The following is a 17,621-nucleotide window of genomic DNA, read 5'->3' as shown; positions in this document are numbered from 1 at the left end:
GGTGTCGATGTTATCTTAATCATACTAAAGATGTTTGGATAAAAAGGTATTTCAAATAAACTGATGTAAATGATGATGTGAACGAATTGCTTTCTTGAATCATATTAATATTAACACTAATATTTTTTTGAAAAAAGTGTTGACAAAGAGATTAAAAAGAAGTAATATATTTTTTGTCCGACAGATGTCGGTTCAAGTATCAGAAATGCGATAGTGGCGTAGTTGGTAACGCGCGACCTTGCCAAGGTCGAGACCGCGGGTTCGAGCCCCGTCTATCGCTTTTTATTTTATCAAAAAAACCTCAAGCTGTGCTTGAGGTTTTTTCTATATCCGCTTTAATATTACAATTCTTTCTTCTGAATGTTAACTCCCATCACTTAAGAGCCTAATCATTTATAGTAAATGTCGTTTTTATTCTATCTCCTTTTTCAACGTAGCCTTCTAAAACTTCCGTTTTCTTTTTACCATCTTTATCTTTATAGCAAATAGTAAGTCTGCCTTCATCAAAGTCATCCGGAAGTTCATATTTTACTGTTTCCTTTTTTCCCGGCCTTAAATTAATACTATACTCTTTGCTATCTTTATCTCCACATGATATTGAAACTTCATTAACATCATGCACAGAATTATTGCAGATAGTAATGCTTATTCCTTTTGGAAAAAGAATCACTATACATGCAACCGCGGCTACTATAACAGCTATTGCAATCAGAACTCTTCTCATAGTTATTATCCTCCACTTTTTTACATATGGTTACATTTTTATTGTATCATCCTTAACTTTTTTGTCAATTAGGAAGCTTTTGTTAAATTTTCACACCAATAAGTTTCATGAGTTTTTGCCATAAAAATCCCCCTTCTTACTGAACATAACATTGTCTAGTAAGAAGGGGATTATCGATTGCTATTTGCAACTATTACTTTTCTTTTAATTTTATAGATTTATCCGCTTTTACTACAATCTAGTAAATAATCATTTTAGTCTAAGAGTTTTTTTACATATTTGACAGTTTTCCGGCTTCTGCGTTTATTTTTCTAAGAAGCTGATGAAGTTCATCAAAATTTTCTTTTGCTGTACTCGAAGCATTTGCACCTTCATTTGATAATGATGCCACTTCCTGACTAGTTGCAGACAGATTTGAAATATTATCACTTATCTCATTTGTCGCTTCCGCAATAGCTTCCATTTTTTCTCCAATTGTATCTACATTGTTAAGCAATACTCCAACACTTTCATTAATCGAATTAAAACTTTCCTCTGTTGTCATAATAGCTTCGTTCTGCGCTTTAACAGATTCAACAGTCTGCTCGACACTTTCCATAGCCTTACTGGCTTCCTTGGTAAGTTCTGTTATAATACCTGCAATCTCATTTGAAGCCTCATTCGTCTGCTCTGAAAGTTTTCTAACATCTTCTGCTACAACAGCGAAGCCTTTTCCTGCTTCACCTGCTCTTGCAGCTTCGATAGATGCATTAAGTGCCAATAGATTTGTTCTCTTTGCTATAGCAATAATAGACCCCACAATATTCTCTACAGCTTCTATTCTTTCAAGAACAGATTGGGTTGACTCATGTGTAATATCGCTTGCTTTGGATACTCCCTCTGCCTTTTCTCTAAGCAAGGATATTGCGCTTACTCCATTTGTAACATACTCTTTTGCTTCACTTCCTGCAGATATCATCTCACGTGCCATTTCCTGAGCTGAATCAGTTTGTGTTTTGATATCACTAACTCTTGCCGCCTGTTCTGTAACAGCTTCCGCAGTTGACTCACTACTTTTGGCAATATTATTAATACTGTTATTGGAAGTATCCATAATATCTGACATTTCATGAATTCTTCCTCTTGATTCTTCGAATAAGTCTGCTATGTTACTTGCAATATCAGTTATATTCGAAGCCTTCTCCGACTCTTTTTTAGCACTTTCCTGGAGATTTCTTGCATTTTCTTCATTAAAGCTTACAAGTGTAGAAATAGTCTGGAATGCAGCCAAAATGCACATTCCGTTTTCAAGAAATAGTACTACGCATTCCAAAATATTTCCTTTAAAATCTACTACAAGATGGTTAAGCATTATGACCAGCATTCCAATCGTAAGACCTATCATTCCTGTCGTAGTAGCTTTTCTGTTAAGATACATCATACTAACCATTACTACGCCAAGTCCCATAGAATAATAGGCAAGATAATTAGTGCAGCACATGACAATTATAAAGCCAGTAGCTACACTAACCATTATTATTACCTCACCTTTATGTTCATGCGCATGCTTAAAAAAACCAATGCATAAACCAACCGTTCCAACAGTTGCTGCCAAAAGACCTAATGCAAATCTTGGCTGAAAACCAAATAATACGATTTCACTTATCATTACCACATAACAGCATATCATAACCCCGATATAAACACGAAAAGCATTTCTGTTAGCAATAACATATTGTTTTTCTGTCATGACAAAACTCCTTTCTGAATATGACAATAACATCCTCAGTCATGCCTATATAAGGTATATCGGTATTATTAAAACTATTTTTAGTAAAAACTGTAGTTTATTGTCCTAGATTTCAGCAAGAAGTCATAACTTCTTGTCAACTTCATTCAGAAACTCGCATTTACTGCGAGTTTCGTGAGAACAAAAGTCAAGCGGCAAACTGGTCCAAGGTGAAGCCTTTTTAAATGACCAGTTTGCGTGGTTTTTGGAACGCAGTGACAAAAATCTATACTTTTTTATTTTTATATAATCTGTTCTGATGTTTGTATATTTCGTCGCAGACACGCTTTCGCTTGATTATAAACGTAATGGTTCGTAATGCGCTAAAAACCGGGGCTTACGAACCAACGTTTATAAACAGTTCTGCTCATGAAATATTACAAGCCATCAGAACTCATCTAATTAGTTCAAATAACAAAGAAGTCATGACTTCTTGTCACTTATATTCAGAAACTCGCATTTACTGCTTCACGGCTCCGTCAGATACACCTGCTACGAGGAATCTGGAAAGTGCAAAATACAATATTACAATCGGTACTGCGATAAATATTGCTCCTGCTGCAAATCTTGAAAATTCAGTATCATCCAAATGTGTAAGTCCTACTGCAACCGTCCACAGATCTCTATTTTTAAGAAGCATATTCGGTAAAATAAAATCACTCCAAGGCCATGCAAAAGAGGTCAGTGCTGTATACACCAAAATAGGTTTCGACAATGGAAGTGTAACCTTAAAGAAGATAGTAGGATTCGAAGCTCCATCTATACGCGCTGCTTCATAAATAGAGTTGCTTATCGTATCAAAATAACCTTTTTGTACCAAATATCCCATTGGAGCCCCTGCTGAATAAATAAGTATAAGACTCCACAGATTGTTAATCATATTAAAATTAATCATGATAAGATAAACCGCTGTCATTCCCATAAAACTTGGGAACATACTAAGTACCAGTGTTGTCTTCATAAGCGGTTTTCTCATCTTGAATCTAAATCTACTCATTGTATATGCTGTCAGTATTACCAATACAGTTGATAACACGCAGCAAAAGGCTGATACAAAAAGTGTATTTCTAAGCCAGCTTGGATAGTCATACATCTGAGTATCAGTAAAAAGTTTCTGATAAGTTGACAAACTATAGCTTTTCGGGAAAAATCCCTCAAAGTCATAAATAGAACCAGAAGCTGAGAATGAAGCAAGTACCAACCACAATACAGGAAAAAAGAATATAAAGGATACTGCAATAAGTATCACATATGTTATTACTGCTTCAGATATTCTACCTTTTTTCATCTGAATGTATCCTCCTTCTTAAATGCCTGTGAATTCACATATGCTGTCAATGATATAAGCGAAGTAATAACGAATATTATAAGACTTACTGCTGCCCCGATTCCATAATAGTTGTTGTCGATAGACAGGTTATACAGCCAGTTAATCAATAAATCCGTGTCACTTGCCAAAAAGTATTTATCAAGATATAAACCGCCTCTAAGGAAATAAAACACACCAAAATTATTGAAGTTTCCAACAAAGCTGGTTATAAGAGTAGGTGTTGTTGAAAAAATAACAAAGGGCAATGTAAGTTTGGTAAACTGTTTCCATCTTCCTGCGCCATCAAGGCTTGCAGCCTCATAAAGTTCCGTGTTCATATTGGACAAAATACCTGTTGCAAGAAGCATTGAAGTAGGGATTGATATCCATGCATTAACCAAAAGTCCTATAATTCTTGCTTTCCATCCAGCATCTATATCCAAAAATCCTATAGGCTGTGAACCAAGCATTTTAAGATAATAGTTAATAGGTCCGCCATAGGAAAACATAAATTTAAATCCAAGAAGCGTTATAAATCCAGGTACTGCATATGCAAGAATAGGGAATGCACGCCAAAAGCTCTTTCCCTTAACACACTTTTTATTCAAAAGAAGAGCAAGCAAAAGTCCTCCAAAATAGTTAATAAATGTTGCAAGTACTGCCCATAAAATGTTCCATCCAAGTATTTTAACAAACGTACTTTTTATTCCTGATAATGCAAAAATCTGCTTGAAATTCCCAAGGCCTATCCAATCCACAAGTTTTGGTGGAACGATATTTCCTCCATAATTTGTGAATGCGATAAGTATCATGAATATAATAGGAAGCACATTAAATACCGCAACTCCTACGATAGGCAAAAATAAAGCAACAACATAAAATTTCTTATCTGTAAAATCCAGTAAAGACTTCCAAAATCCCGGAACAATCTTTCCCTGACTTACAAGATTTTCAGTCTTTTTGACATCTTTTATATTAGCAATATATATAAGAACTACTGCTGTAAGCACCAAAAATGCCAAAATTCCTCTAAGGAGCATTATGATAGAATCATCACCTTCTACTCCCAGCCATGGATCAGCTTCCTGAGTTCCCAAGGTAAAGAAGCCTATCATATCCTGTAACCCTTGCATACAAAAATACCAAAGGTATAATCCAAGAACAGACATATATAATATGCCTTTTATTCTCTGACCATACAGAAATTGTCCAAGTCCCATAATTATATAAGAACTTTTCGTTTTGAAACTACTTTTTTTCATTTAACATTTCTCTCTATTATTATGCGCATTTCCAAAGTTATTGATTTAACTAGAAAACAATCAACTTGGAAATGCACATTTTCCTGTGAACAGTGACTACAACGTTACTTGATACTACTTTCTTAAAAACAGTTTATTATCTTATAAAATAAATCTCATGTCTCAAATATCACAAATTCCAACATCTTAATTTGCTAATGTGTAAATCGCATCATAGATGCTCTTTGATGCATTATCAAGCGCACTTTGAATAGACTTTTCGTCAGCGTATTTGATTTTTTCACCTTTCTTTTCTCTAAACGCATCTTTTGCAATATCGCTTAATAAAGTCTGCATAGGATCCCAAATCTGATCAACCGCTTTTATAGAAGGCATAAGATAGATGTGGCCTGCGTTAAGACTTTCGAATATTGTATTGGTAACTCCGCCCATTTCTTTGGCAACATCTGATCTTGTAGGTGCAATTCCAAGAATTTGAGCTCTCTTTGTAATCATTTCCTTACCAGTTGCAAAGTTAACGAACTCTATACAAGCCTCCTTGTGCTTGGTATAGGCACTTATACCATATCCATTAATACCACCCATTACGATAGTATCTTTATCTTTCTTATCTCCTTCAAGGTTACCATCAGAAGGCATCTTGGAAGGCATCTCTATCATTCCCAGATTTTCTGTAGCTTTCTTTGCTGCTTCTTCTTTGCTTAAGCCTTCTTTTTCATATACAAGAGCAAGCTTATCATGGAAAAGAACATATGTGTCAGGAGTAGAAATAGAGCAAAAATATGTTCCATCAGCAACTTTAGAATATCTACTTTGCTTAATTGAATCATCAATTGCTTCTTCATTCATAACAGTTGCAAATGTCTTAAGTGCAGTCATTCCCTTAGCACAATCTGCCTTATTAAAGCCTATATCCTTGGAATCAAACACACCATCTTTGTTTTTTCCAAACACATATCCGTCATACGAAAAGAAAAACTCTGCCATCATATAAAGGTCATTGCAGGGAGCAACAAGACCATAGTTCTTTCCCTTTGACTCCTCAACCATTTGCTTTGAGAATTTGTAGAGACTTCCAAAATCTTGGAAGAAATCCGGAGTCTTGTCTCCATCTTTATCCCAGTCTTTTTCCCAGTTTTCAGGAAGCTTATCCTTTCTGTAAAAAAGCATAGGCTCCTGAACATTTACTGGAATACCACATGTATAATTTTTGCCATCAACATTTATCTCAAATGCATTCCATGCCTCGTCAGGAATATACTGTGAAGACTCAAAATCATCTCTGTTAAGTGCAAGAATATGTTTGTCTTCTGCATATGCCATAAGCTTATCATTTGCTTGATAAATAACGTCAGGGCCATAGCCATAAGGGCCATTTTCGGCAAGGTCACTGTATTCTTCCATATTTGCATCGACAGCGCATATTCCTTTATCTTTATAAGCTTCATTAAAAGCTTTCAAAAGTTCATCAAGATACCCTTGAGACTTTGCAGTGTCATTTTCAAGAATTCTAAGTGTAATTTTTCCGTCTTTTGACTCATCCCCATTTGCTGCATTACTACTGCTCTTGCAGGCAGTCATTCCCATACACATCGATGCTGCCAAAAAAAACGATACAACTTTTTTTAAAGTTTTCATATCACACTTCCTCCATCTACAAACAATCTAAAGCTTCTTGCCTCTACTGGTATACTTTCATCCATTCCAGGCTCGTTTGTCATATTAATAAGCAGTTTTGCACAGGATTTTTCACCATGTCTTTCCATGCATAACAGTTTTTTATCCTCAGAAGAATAAATTCTTGTTCCTTCAAAAACAAATCTGCATTTATTTCTGATTTCAGAAAGCTTTTGCAAAAGAGGGATAATATCATTATCTTTGGAACTTGCCTTATCCCAATCCATGCATCTTCTGCAATCAGGATCATAGCCACCTTCTGTATAATTCTCAGTTCCATAAAACACTGAAGGAGAACCTGGGAAAAGATACAATAAACATAACGCAGCTTTAAGTTTTATCTTATCCTTATGAACCTCGCTAAAAAATCTGTCTGTGTCGTGACTATCAAGAAGATTCATCATCATATCATTAACAGTATCACTGTTTCTTGCCAAAATATCATTTAGTTTATTAGATACTGCCTCTGCATCCATCTTGTCATAAGCAAAATAGTCAAGCGCTGCCTTTGTAAATGCATAATTCATAATACTGTCATACTGATCGCCCTTCAAATAATTAGAAGCATTATGCCAGTTTTCTCCAATTATGGCCGCATCTTTTTTAACAGACTTTATTTCTTTCCTGAATCTTCTCCAGAAATCGTGGCTTATTTCATCGGATACGTCCAGTCTCCAACCATCGATATCGAATTCCTCAATATAATATTTTGCAATCGAAATAAGATAGTCCTGAACTTTTTTATTTGATGTATTCCATTTAGGCATATAGTCACAGCTGGCAAAGACTTCATAGTTAAGAGGATCTTTTGTAGGATAATCTCCTCGTATTACAAAATAGTCGTGATATGGAGATTGTCTGCCTTTTTTTACTACATCTGCAAACATTGTGTTTAACTCGCTTACATGATTAAATACTGCATCGAGTACAATCTTCATACCTTTTTCATGTAGCGTTTTGACAAGTTTTTTCAAATCTTCCTTTGTTCCAAAATGTCTATCTATTTCGAAATAATCAATAATATCATACTTATGATTTGATATAGACTTAAAAATTGGTGTTAAATAAAGTGCATTAAAGCCAAGTTTATGTATATAATCCACTTTGTTTAGTATTCCCTTTAAGTCTCCTCCAGCAAAGCTTTTAGGATTTGGAATATCTCCCCATCTAAGATTGATATAATCCATGTCTTTGTAGGCATCACCGATGCAAAATCTATCTATAAATATCTGATAGAAAAAAGCATTTGTAAGCCATTCAACTCTATCTGCTATATCAGCCCTATTGATATAAGGATACTGGAAAAAATTATAATATCCTTTCTTAAAATCATACTCTTTTGTAGCTCCGTCTTCGGAAAAATAGTAATAATCTTTTCCATCAAATACATAGAATACATATGCAAGTCTCGTATCTGTAAGGTTCAATCTTATAGCATAATAATCAAACATTGTTCCGCTAAGTTCTTTTTCCATAAGCTTTTTCTGCTGACTTATACCTATCTGATACTTACTTTCATATATTATCCAGACTTTTACCAAATCATTCTTCGCAGCTCTAAGCCTTATTACAATTTCATTTTCAGAAACCGGAAAACAATACTCAGAGTCGGTAATATGTAACATTGCAAACTGATTCATCTGATGCTCCAATCATTTGTTTCTAACAAGTGTAAGCGTATCCTGTGCCGGATTATCAGGATTAGTAGTAAGTGTGATTGTATAATTACCAGCTGTCTTTATCTGCACATTTGACTTATCTTTAGACGCATCAAGTCCGCCTGCATTCTCAGCATCATTTTCATCAATTTGAGTAAACTTACCAAAACCTTTTTGACCTTCCCATGACCAGTCTGGAATAACCTGGAACTGATCACCCTCTTCAAAGTCTATAGTAAGAGAAAACTCATTCTTATTCTTTCCTGTTGGTACAAGTTCGAATTGTTTCTTTTCTTCATCACTAAGCTTTCCAGCCCAGTTATTTGACTTTAAGATTCCTTTTTCAGATGTTCCTGCAATATACCAGTGTCTTGTGTCTTCTTTAGCTTCCTGCGCTCTGAAATCTCCATAAAGAGTGGTATCACTATCAAATGTATCTTTAGTCAAATCTTTTTTGCTTGGTGCTACAAATGTTGGTGTTTCAAACCATCCATTAAACTCTGCATCATCGCTCTTTTCATAAGATTCATATAAACCTTTGTCTAAAACTTCTCCCTTTGCAGCCTTCGCCTGACCAAGTGTCTTATCACTTCTCATGAATGTAATAGTTACTTCCTCTTTTGCTGCGTCCTCAGTTTTTTTCGAAGAACATCCTGCAAGTGTAGATGCTGCTATCATAATCCCCAAGCAAACAACAGCTGCCTTCGTACCAAATACTCTACGCTTCATAAAAACACCTCCATAAATATAATTGATCTATTTGTTAACCTTGTTAACTTAACTGTTAAATTATTTCTATCACTTTTATTTATCCTTGTCAATACCGTGAACTTTTGATATTATTAGGTTAACTTGTTAAGTGAAAGATGATTTCACGCAGTTTGCCGTTAGTATTACTTTCTCACGAAAATAGCAGTAACTGCGAGTTTATGAATCAATTAGCACAAGGTCCTAATTCAGAAATCTGATAAATCAGAATAATAACAAGAAGGAAAACAAATGATGAACGAAAAAAAAGCAACGGTACGCGACATTGCCCAAAAAGCCGGGGTATCTGTTGCCACAGTTTCTTATGTACTTAACGATAAAAAGGGTACCAAAATCAGTGACGCTACCAGAAAAAAGGTTCTGCAGATAGCCAATCTTTTAAATTACTCAATTCCAGAGAAATACAAAAATATAGATACGAAAAAAAGTACTTACTCTATTGGTATCATGTATTCTTTCAAGCACGATACTCCATCCAGAAATATTGAGATAATGCAGCTGATAAACCTTTTAGCAGAAAGATTTGGAAGAATAAATTTCAACTGCCAGCTAATTCCTATCAGTAACACTTCAGAAAGTATTGCTCCAGTATCAGGATTAGACGGAATAATAGCCATAGATTTAAGCGAACAGGAATTTAAAAGGATGTCAGGGCTTTATTTTATTCCTATTCTATGCCTGGATATGATGATAAATGATTTTCTTTTCTATCAGATTCATACAGATATTGAAGGAATTCTCGAGAAAGCAAAAAATATCTTTGGCGATGATTTTTATCTTGTCACAGATAGATACTGCAATGAAGGTTTTCAAAAATATATTTTAGAAGCAATGCCAAAAGAAAGAGTACTGCTTTTTTCTGATGTAGAAAAAAATAATTTTGAAGATATAAAAGGAAAAAAAATAGTAGCTCTTGGGCAGGCTCTTGGAGTTATCCTTTTACATATCATAAATTCAGAAAATTTAATAATCGTATCCAGCAAAGAGTCTCCTATTTGCTACGGCGAAAAAGTTCATGTTATTTATAACGATATTGAGAAAAAATCAAATCTTGCAATGAATATCATTATGAATGCCCTGGAAAAGAAATTTGATGTAAAGCATGAATATAAGATTTTTTAAAAGAAAAAACTTCCTCAAGAACCTTCATAGGTTAAAGATTCTTGAGGAAGAATAAAATTTCTAATATAGCACCTTACTACTTTTTTGAGTAGTGACAGGCATATGTAATACAAATCATTTGCATTGTAAAAACAAAATCAAATTGATTTTAATTATACATCTTGTGAATTGTCTCAACCTTAATCATATTAGTGTGACCTGTTGTTCCGCCAATCTGTCCGCCTGTAAGAACAACGTTATCTCCAAGCTTTAAGTCAAGCTTCTTTACCGCCTGCTGCATAGCATGGAAGAACAAAACATCAAGTGATTCGAACTCATCACACAAAATAGGTACTACGCCCCATGAAAGCGCAAGCTTTCTGAATACCTTATGAGATGTTGTCATTCCGATGATAGTAACAGGACAACGGAATCTGCTGACAAGGCGTGCTGTAAGTCCACTTACTGAGCTTACTACGATGCACTTAGCCTGAACATCAATAGCCATCTGACAGGTTGAATGAGAAATAGCGTCAAGATTGTTACGGTTAACAAACTCTGTATTCTTGAAACGTTTCTCATAATTGATATGCTGCTCTGTGTACTCAGCAACTTCTGACATTGTTCTAACAGCTTCTACAGGATACTTGCCGGCAGCAGATTCTCCAGAAAGCATGATAGCAGAAGTTCCATCATAAACAGCATTGGCAACGTCAGAAATTTCAGCTCTTGTAGGACGAACATTGTTAATCATAGACTCGAGCATTTCTGTAGCGATAATAACTCTCTTGCCAAGAAGTCTACACTTCTGAACAATTTCCTTCTGAACAGCCGGTACTTCCATGAAAGGAATTTCAACACCAAGGTCACCTCTTGCAACCATGATACCATCTACAACTTCAGAAATCTCTTCGATATTCTCTACACCTGCACGATTCTCAATCTTAGCAATAATATCGATATCTTTTCCGCCGTTAGCATCAAGGAAATCACGCATATCCTGAGCATCTTTTCTTGTAGATACAAAAGAAGCTGCTACAAAATCAACATCCTGTTCGATACCAAACTTAAGATCTGACTTGTCCTGCTCGCTAAGGAAACTACTGTTCAAAAGCTTACCTGGGAAGTTCATGCTCTTCTTATCAGAAAGAACACCACCAGCCTTAACCTTTGTAGTAACGTTATGACCTTTAACCTTGATAACTTCGCATACTACAAGACCATTATTAACAAGAATAGTATCACCGATTTTCAAATCATCGGCAAAACCCTTATAATTAACGGAAACATGAGTATTATCACCAACACAGTCATCGGTTGTAAATGTAAATTCCTGTCCCTCTTCAAGTGTAACTTTGTGATCCTTGAACACACCAATACGGTACTCAGGTCCCTTGGTATCAAGCATGATTGCGATAGGAAGTCCTAATTTTTCACGAACTTTCTTAATCATCTTAATCTTTCCAAGCTGCTCTTCATGATCACCATGAGAGAAATTCAATCTAGCAACATTCATACCTGCCTTACACATATTTGTAAGCACAGCTTCAGATGAACTTGCCGGACCGATGGTACATATAATCTTGGTTTTTCTCATATTTAATGTTTCCTCCAAAAACGTAAATCCAAAAAATAAAAATCCTCATACAAAATAAATATCGCACATGAAACGTTTTTTATCAAGACAGTTTTGGAAAAAAAGCATATTTTTTTGAGGCTTTTATAAAAATCAGAAGATTCTCTCCTCCAGTTTTTTGGAACGATAATGCATATCACTTACCTTGTAAACTGTAACAAACGCCTGCGGATCACATTCCTGAATAAAATTCATAAGTTTAAGAAATTCCTGTTTATCAACAATGGTAATTATTTCTGTATGTTCTTTCATCCTATAAGCACCGATTGCCTTATATAACGTTGCCCCACTTCCAAGTTCTCTTAGAATAAAATCTCTTATTTCTTCCTCTTTTGGAGAAACAATGCACACTCTACGCTTTAGATTGTGATCAAAAATAAAGTGGTCAAGGATAATTCCATTAAAGTAGCTTCCAAGAACACTTAATGCTACCGTCTTTCCATCAAATGCAAGTGCCGCAGAAAAAGCTACGAGAAGACCTGATATTGACATAGCTCTTCCTAAATCCATACGAAGATACTTGTTCATTATTTTTGCAACTATATCAAGTCCTCCTGAAGACGCATTTCTATTAAACAAAATGCTAAGTCCTATACTGACTGTAAATATGTAACATATAACATCAATAGTTGCGTCTCCTGTAAGCGATTTTGCATTAGGAAATATTTTTTCCAATATTCCCAAAAAAACGGGCATAAGAAGTGATGTATAAACAGTCTTTAATCCAAATTCATGTCCGCAGGTAATAAACCCTATTATCAACAAAAAAATGTTGATTACAAATGTAATAGACGAAATTGAATAGGGTATAAAGTTGTTAATTACAATTGCAAGTCCCGAAATACTACTGACTGCTGCATGGCTTGGCACCATAAAGAAAAATACAGACAACGCAACTATAAGAGTTCCAAATGTCATGGCCGTAAAATCAACAAACATATCTTTTTTTCTCATATCTTTTTCTCCACACAAGTCTTTTATCATTACATTTCAAGTAAATCATGTTCCAGAAGATACTTAAGTGAAAACGTTTTTTGCACATTGTCTTCAAAACATGCTGTTATTAAATCATCTGGCATTGATATAATTTCTCCCTCGCCTAATGTCTTATGTTTTAAATATCCAGTAAGTGATAATTCTTCTCTACATTCCCTGTATTCGCTTTCAGTCACCTTATGAAAGGATTTTTTTACACCATAAGGAGTTTTTTTCAAATAAGAGTTCACCTTGATATTTTTTTGTTTAACTGTTGCTTTGTTATTAACTTTAGGCCTGTTTATTTCCTGAATGAATACCGAAGAACGCGTTTCAACCTTGAAAATTGATAAGTTTTCTTTTGCTCTAGTCATTGCAACATAGAATAGTCTTCTCTCCTCTTCAAAGTCGCGCCTTTCCTGATCTGACATTTTGTCACTTGGCGATGGACTTTTTTCCGGAAAAACTCCATCTATTACATCCAATAAGTAGACACTATCATACTCAAGACCTTTACTTGAATGCACTGTTGAAAGAACAAGTTTTGCTCTAGGATCATATTCTTTTTCTTTTATAAGTTCATTAAGCTCATCAAGTCTTTGAAGCAGCATTTTAGGATTTTCCAGGTTTCTACCAATTTCTTCTAATATCTCAACTTTATTTGGTTTAATATGATTTCTCTCAAGATAATCGCTATATCCCATATAGTGTTGAATACGATACACCGCATCTGCCGCATTAATAGTCTTCAAATTATTTAAATGTGTTTGTATAGTCTTGGCATTTTTCTTTATATTTGATGGAAGATCTAAAAACTTTACTGCTGCCTCCAAAACAGGAATATTCTTCCTCTCACTTATCCTGCAGGCCTTAAGTGCCAAATCTCTGCTCATGTACAGTTCCAGCTTGTAATATATTCTCATGAACAATTCCACATCTACCATATCATAGGCAAATCTAATAATATCTCTTATATCATTAACTACTCTATTCGAGAAAAAGGTAAGGTCGGCATTTCTGCATTTATAAGGAATATTCTCTTCTTCCAACATATTAATAAACGGAATGGCACTTTCATTATCCCTATACAAAACTGCCGTTATTTTATCTGAATTCCCCTGACTTTCAAGAAGCCTTGCCTCTTTCATCAAAACCTGATACTGCCCTTTTCTGTTTTTGACACTTATCTGCTTTATTTGCGCACCTTCTGGTCTTGAAGGTACCATTCTTTTGGGATGGCGATATCTGTTTTGCTGAATAAACTTGTCGGCCACTTCTACTATCCTTGCATTTGAACGGAAATTTGTCTCCATTAGGAGAACCTGTGCATTAGTATGCTTTTTTTCAAAATGAAGAAGTGCTTCTGGGTAAGCTGCTCTAAATCCGTAAATACTTTGGTCTTCGTCACCAACCATAAATAACCTGCTGTCATTTCCTGACAACAGGTCTATAATTTCATGCTGTATTTTAGATGTATCCTGCGCTTCATCTACACATATATATGGATATTCCTTTTGGAAATGTTCTCGTAAAAAAGGAACATGAGTCAACATAGTCCTTGCATATACCATCTGATCATCAAAATCCATAACACCTTTATCTTTCATTGCATCGCAGTAACTTTTGTACATCTCGTAAAGATTAGATAAAGACTGCCTCTCTCCAAGAGCTGCAATGGCATTTTTATCAAGAGACATGTTTTTGATATAGGTAATAAGTGTGCTTAGAGTCTTTAGATCACTTTCTGTTGGATAACCCTTTTCATAATGCCTGTAAATTTCAAGAAGAAGCCTGTTTTGAACTGATTCATCATTTAAAAGCTCATATGGCTTCTTGCCTACACATCTTCCATAATATTGAATAATTTTGGCGCATATTCCATTAATGGTTCGAAATTCCATTCTGTCTGCAAGCTGTTGACCAAAAATCAAAGCAAATCTATTACGCATATCCTTTGTTGCAGCAACAGTATACGTAATGGTTAGAATACTCTCTGGTGCAATTCCCCTGCAAAAAATCATATATCCCAAACGAGTTACAAGCACTGTTGTCTTACCACTTCCCGGAACAGCAAGTAAAAGCGTAGGGTTATCTACGCTTTGCACCGCTGCAAGCTGCTGACTGGTAAGATTGACATTATATCTGCTTTTAAATGTTTCAAAGTCCATTCTGATATTTTGCATCCTCTTCTATTACATAATTTTAACTTCAAAAGTGATATCAGACTTTATAGTCATATATCTTTAATAATCTGCATTGCCTCGAATACTTTCTGACTACTCAGATTAGAATAGTTTACCAAAAATAAATGCTGTCTGCATTCTTCTTTAGTAAAATAATAATCAGAAAGTGCGCGGATTTTTATTCCATTTTTTTCCAGCTTTCTTTCAACTTCCACATCTGAAAGTTTTGTTTCTATTTTTAACAGAAAATGAAGTCCTGAGTCATTTTCAATAATGTGAAACTTACTACCTTGATTACTTTTTTCTATTACTTCAATGATACTCTGACGCTTTCTTGTATAATACAGTCTCATTCTATTAATATGCTTTTCCAGATATCCTCCGGAAATAAATCTGGCAAGTGTAAACTGTTCAAAATTTGAAACAGTACAAGAATAGAAAGACATTTCCTCATAAAACCTGTTTATAAGATGAGCAGGAAGCACCATATAGCTTATTCTTATTGTCGGTGTAAGTGACTTTGAAAAAGTATTCATATATATTACTTTTTCGCAGGCATCAATAGAAAAAAGCGGAGGTATAGGCTTTCCCTCCAACCTGAATTCACTGTCATAATCATCTTCCACGATATATCTTTCATTTTGCTCATTTGCCCAGGACAAAATCTCATATCTTCTGCTGGCCGGCATTGTAATTCCTGTGGGAAAGTGGTGATTAGGACATATATGCGCTATATCTGCCCTGCTTTTATTAAGGCTATCAACAGTTACTCCTTTTTCATCCATTGACACATAACCATAATCTACCTTTTGATGCTGATAAATAAGTGCAAGCTTCTTATAGCCCGGGTTTTCTATTGCATATTTTTTATCTTTTCCTATTAGCTGTACTAATAATCCATATAAATACTCTGTTCCTGCGCCAATTACTATTTGATCTGGATCTACTATCATTCCGCGAAAAGACTTAAGGTGCTCTGCAATTGCTTCTCTGAGCTGTCTTACTCCAGATGTTGGTGAAATCTTCATCAGCTCATCTTTGTTGTCAGACATAACTTCTCTTGAAAGCCTTGCCCATATAGAAAAGGGGAAATTATCCGAATCTACTCCGTTGCTGGAAAAATCATATTTATATATTGCAGTCTTGGGGATGTTTATATCATATTTCATTTCTTTAGAAACTGTTCTTGGAACCATTCCAGAAATGTTAGCAACATAGTATCCTTTTTTGGGTAACGTATAAACATATCCTTCGCTTATTAACTGATCATATGCATTTTGAATAGTAATAGTACTGATACCATTATTTCTGGCAAAGGTTCTCTTGGATGGAAGCTTTTGACCTGGTTTCAAGTTTCCTTCAAGAATATCATTTTTAATACACTTATATACATGTGCATAAATAGGACCTTCTATATGTTCAAAATCATATGTAATCATCTAAAAAGTTACTCCTGTCCGGTAAATGTATTAGTATAGTAGATAAAGCTTATTTTATTAATAATGCAGATAATAAATGTCGCCGCAACAAGTACTACAGCACCCTCAAAACTAAAAATGCCTACTATAAAAGCAAGTACTAAAAAGCTGATTGCAGCAATTTCAACAGTTCTTTTTCCAGATAATGCTTCAATCTGTTTCATTCGCTCATCATTTAACTCGTTGTAAATCTTTGTAAGCGATGCCTCATCTTTCATAGCTCTTGTATTCTTCGCTATATTATAGACACAAACAAGCATAAACGCAATTGAAAGACCAGTTACAAATCCCATTATCAAATCTGCCTGAACACTATTCTTATTCGATAAAAAAACTTCAGCCAAGTCATTTCTAAAAAATAAACAAAACGTGCTCACTAATCCAATCAAAAACTGATTGATTCTATTCTTTCTTGTAAGTTCATTTTTTATTTTCTGTATTTTATTCATTTTTGCTGTATTTGTCTCCATCTTTAATCCTCCAGATTAGAAAAATCGAATACTTCTTCGATAGTTAAGTTAAAATAGTGTGCTATCTTGTACGCAAGTCCAAGTGATGCTGTGTATTTCCCGACTTCTATTGATGTAATAGTCTGCCTGGTAGTTCCTACAGCATCCGCAAGCTCTGTCTGCGATAGCTTGTTTTCCTTACGAAGCTCTTTTATCCTATTCTTCATATGCCCTCCTTTTTGTAAAGTTTACTTTGCACGTTTAGAATAGTATACTTTGCATTTTTTGTCAAGTGTACTTTGCAAAAAAATAAACTTATCAAATTAATGATAAGTTTATTTCTTGTCAGTTTTTTGAATAAATCCTTGCCTCATACGGTCTAAACACGGATTCATTTGCATTTTCACTATAGTTTGATATTAGAAGTGTTTTATCTCCTTCTATCTCCTTATCAGGAAACGTAACTGTTTTGCAAGTAAAATTGCATATAACTAATAGTTTATCTTCCTTTGATTATCCTAAATCTCAGCAAGAAGTCATGACTTCTTGTCACTTACATTCAGAAACTCGCATTTACTGCGAGTTTCGTGAGAACAAAAGTCAAGTGGCAAACTGGTCCAAGGCGAAGCCTTT

14 protein-coding genes and 1 tRNA gene are annotated in these 17,621 nt (G+C 34.8%); 2 read left to right on the top strand and 13 right to left on the bottom strand.

Translation table 11 applies throughout. The features are described from left to right. Nucleotides 1-207: 207 nt before the first annotated feature. Nucleotides 208-280 (top strand) — tRNA-Gly (locus tag G634_RS0102565). Nucleotides 281-385: 105 nt separating this feature from the next. Here G634_RS0102565 and G634_RS0102560 read toward each other — a convergent pair. The 7 genes from G634_RS0102560 to G634_RS20080 all read right to left on the bottom strand — a co-directional run bounded on the left by G634_RS0102560 (nt 386) and on the right by G634_RS20080 (nt 9,127). Then, nucleotides 386-724, bottom strand: a complete 339-nt coding sequence (locus G634_RS0102560) for a hypothetical protein (RefSeq protein WP_026503985.1) — start codon at nt 722-724, stop codon at nt 386-388. A 271-nt stretch (nt 725-995) separates the two neighbouring features. Then, complete coding sequence (locus G634_RS0102555; protein WP_026503984.1) at nt 996-2,453, bottom strand: methyl-accepting chemotaxis protein; 1,458 nt, start codon at nt 2,451-2,453, stop codon at nt 996-998. Nucleotides 2,454-2,952: 499 nt separating this feature from the next. Further along, entirely contained in the window at nt 2,953-3,780 is an 828-nt protein-coding gene (locus G634_RS0102550) for a sugar ABC transporter permease (protein WP_026503983.1), read from the bottom strand. Beyond that, on the bottom strand, nt 3,777-5,063 hold the full coding sequence (locus G634_RS0102545) for a carbohydrate ABC transporter permease (protein ID WP_026503982.1): 1,287 nt from the start codon (nt 5,061-5,063) through the stop codon (nt 3,777-3,779). The genes G634_RS0102550 and G634_RS0102545 overlap by 4 nt, the downstream gene beginning before the upstream one ends. Nucleotides 5,064-5,249: 186 nt before the next feature. After that, nucleotides 5,250-6,701, bottom strand: a complete 1,452-nt coding sequence (locus G634_RS0102540) for a sugar ABC transporter substrate-binding protein (protein WP_026503981.1) — start codon at nt 6,699-6,701, stop codon at nt 5,250-5,252. Continuing rightward, nucleotides 6,698-8,380 (bottom strand): glycoside hydrolase family 13 protein, encoded by a 1,683-nt coding sequence (locus G634_RS17700; protein ID WP_035798650.1) that lies wholly within the window; start codon nt 8,378-8,380, stop codon nt 6,698-6,700. The genes G634_RS0102540 and G634_RS17700 overlap by 4 nt, the downstream gene beginning before the upstream one ends. A gap of 12 nt (nt 8,381-8,392) precedes the next feature. Next, nucleotides 8,393-9,127, bottom strand: coding sequence for a hypothetical protein (locus G634_RS20080; RefSeq protein ID WP_051233636.1), 735 nt, complete (start codon nt 9,125-9,127; stop codon nt 8,393-8,395). A 270-nt stretch (nt 9,128-9,397) separates the two neighbouring features. On the opposite strand from G634_RS20080, the gene G634_RS0102525 reads away from it, so the two are divergent. After that, nucleotides 9,398-10,288: a LacI family DNA-binding transcriptional regulator gene (locus tag G634_RS0102525; RefSeq protein WP_026503980.1), complete on the top strand. Its 891-nt coding sequence runs from the start codon at nt 9,398-9,400 to the stop codon at nt 10,286-10,288. Between the two features lie 148 nt (nt 10,289-10,436). On the opposite strand, the gene pyk is transcribed toward G634_RS0102525, so the two are convergent. The 6 genes from pyk to G634_RS0102495 all read right to left on the bottom strand — a co-directional run bounded on the left by pyk (nt 10,437) and on the right by G634_RS0102495 (nt 17,215). Beyond that, the gene (gene pyk, locus G634_RS0102520) at nt 10,437-11,864 is read right to left on the bottom strand and encodes a pyruvate kinase (protein ID WP_026503979.1); all 1,428 of its coding nucleotides are present in this window, start codon (nt 11,862-11,864) and stop codon (nt 10,437-10,439) included. 132 nt (nt 11,865-11,996) lie between these two features. Continuing rightward, nucleotides 11,997-12,857, bottom strand: coding sequence for a YitT family protein (locus tag G634_RS0102515; RefSeq protein ID WP_026503978.1), 861 nt, complete (start codon nt 12,855-12,857; stop codon nt 11,997-11,999). A 29-nt stretch (nt 12,858-12,886) separates the two neighbouring features. Continuing rightward, nucleotides 12,887-15,046 carry an ATP-dependent helicase gene (locus tag G634_RS17690; RefSeq protein ID WP_035798648.1) on the bottom strand — a complete coding sequence of 720 codons (2,160 nt, stop codon included), beginning with the start codon at nt 15,044-15,046 and terminating at the stop codon, nt 12,887-12,889. Between the two features lie 65 nt (nt 15,047-15,111). Then, nucleotides 15,112-16,500, bottom strand: a complete 1,389-nt coding sequence (gene pdxR, locus G634_RS0102505; RefSeq protein ID WP_026503977.1) for a MocR-like pyridoxine biosynthesis transcription factor PdxR — start codon at nt 16,498-16,500, stop codon at nt 15,112-15,114. 8 nt (nt 16,501-16,508) lie between these two features. Continuing rightward, nucleotides 16,509-17,009: a hypothetical protein gene (locus G634_RS0102500; RefSeq protein ID WP_026503976.1), complete on the bottom strand. Its 501-nt coding sequence runs from the start codon at nt 17,007-17,009 to the stop codon at nt 16,509-16,511. A gap of 2 nt (nt 17,010-17,011) precedes the next feature. Next, nucleotides 17,012-17,215 carry a helix-turn-helix transcriptional regulator gene (locus tag G634_RS0102495; RefSeq protein WP_026503975.1) on the bottom strand — a complete coding sequence of 68 codons (204 nt, stop codon included), beginning with the start codon at nt 17,213-17,215 and terminating at the stop codon, nt 17,012-17,014. Nucleotides 17,216-17,621 lie beyond the last annotated feature (406 nt).

The sequence above is a fragment of the Butyrivibrio sp. NC3005 genome (genome assembly GCF_000424545.1).
Lineage (GTDB): Bacteria > Bacillota > Clostridia > Lachnospirales > Lachnospiraceae > Butyrivibrio.
Note: the sequence above shows the minus strand (reverse complement) of the source record. Positions and strands in the feature narration are given on the sequence as shown.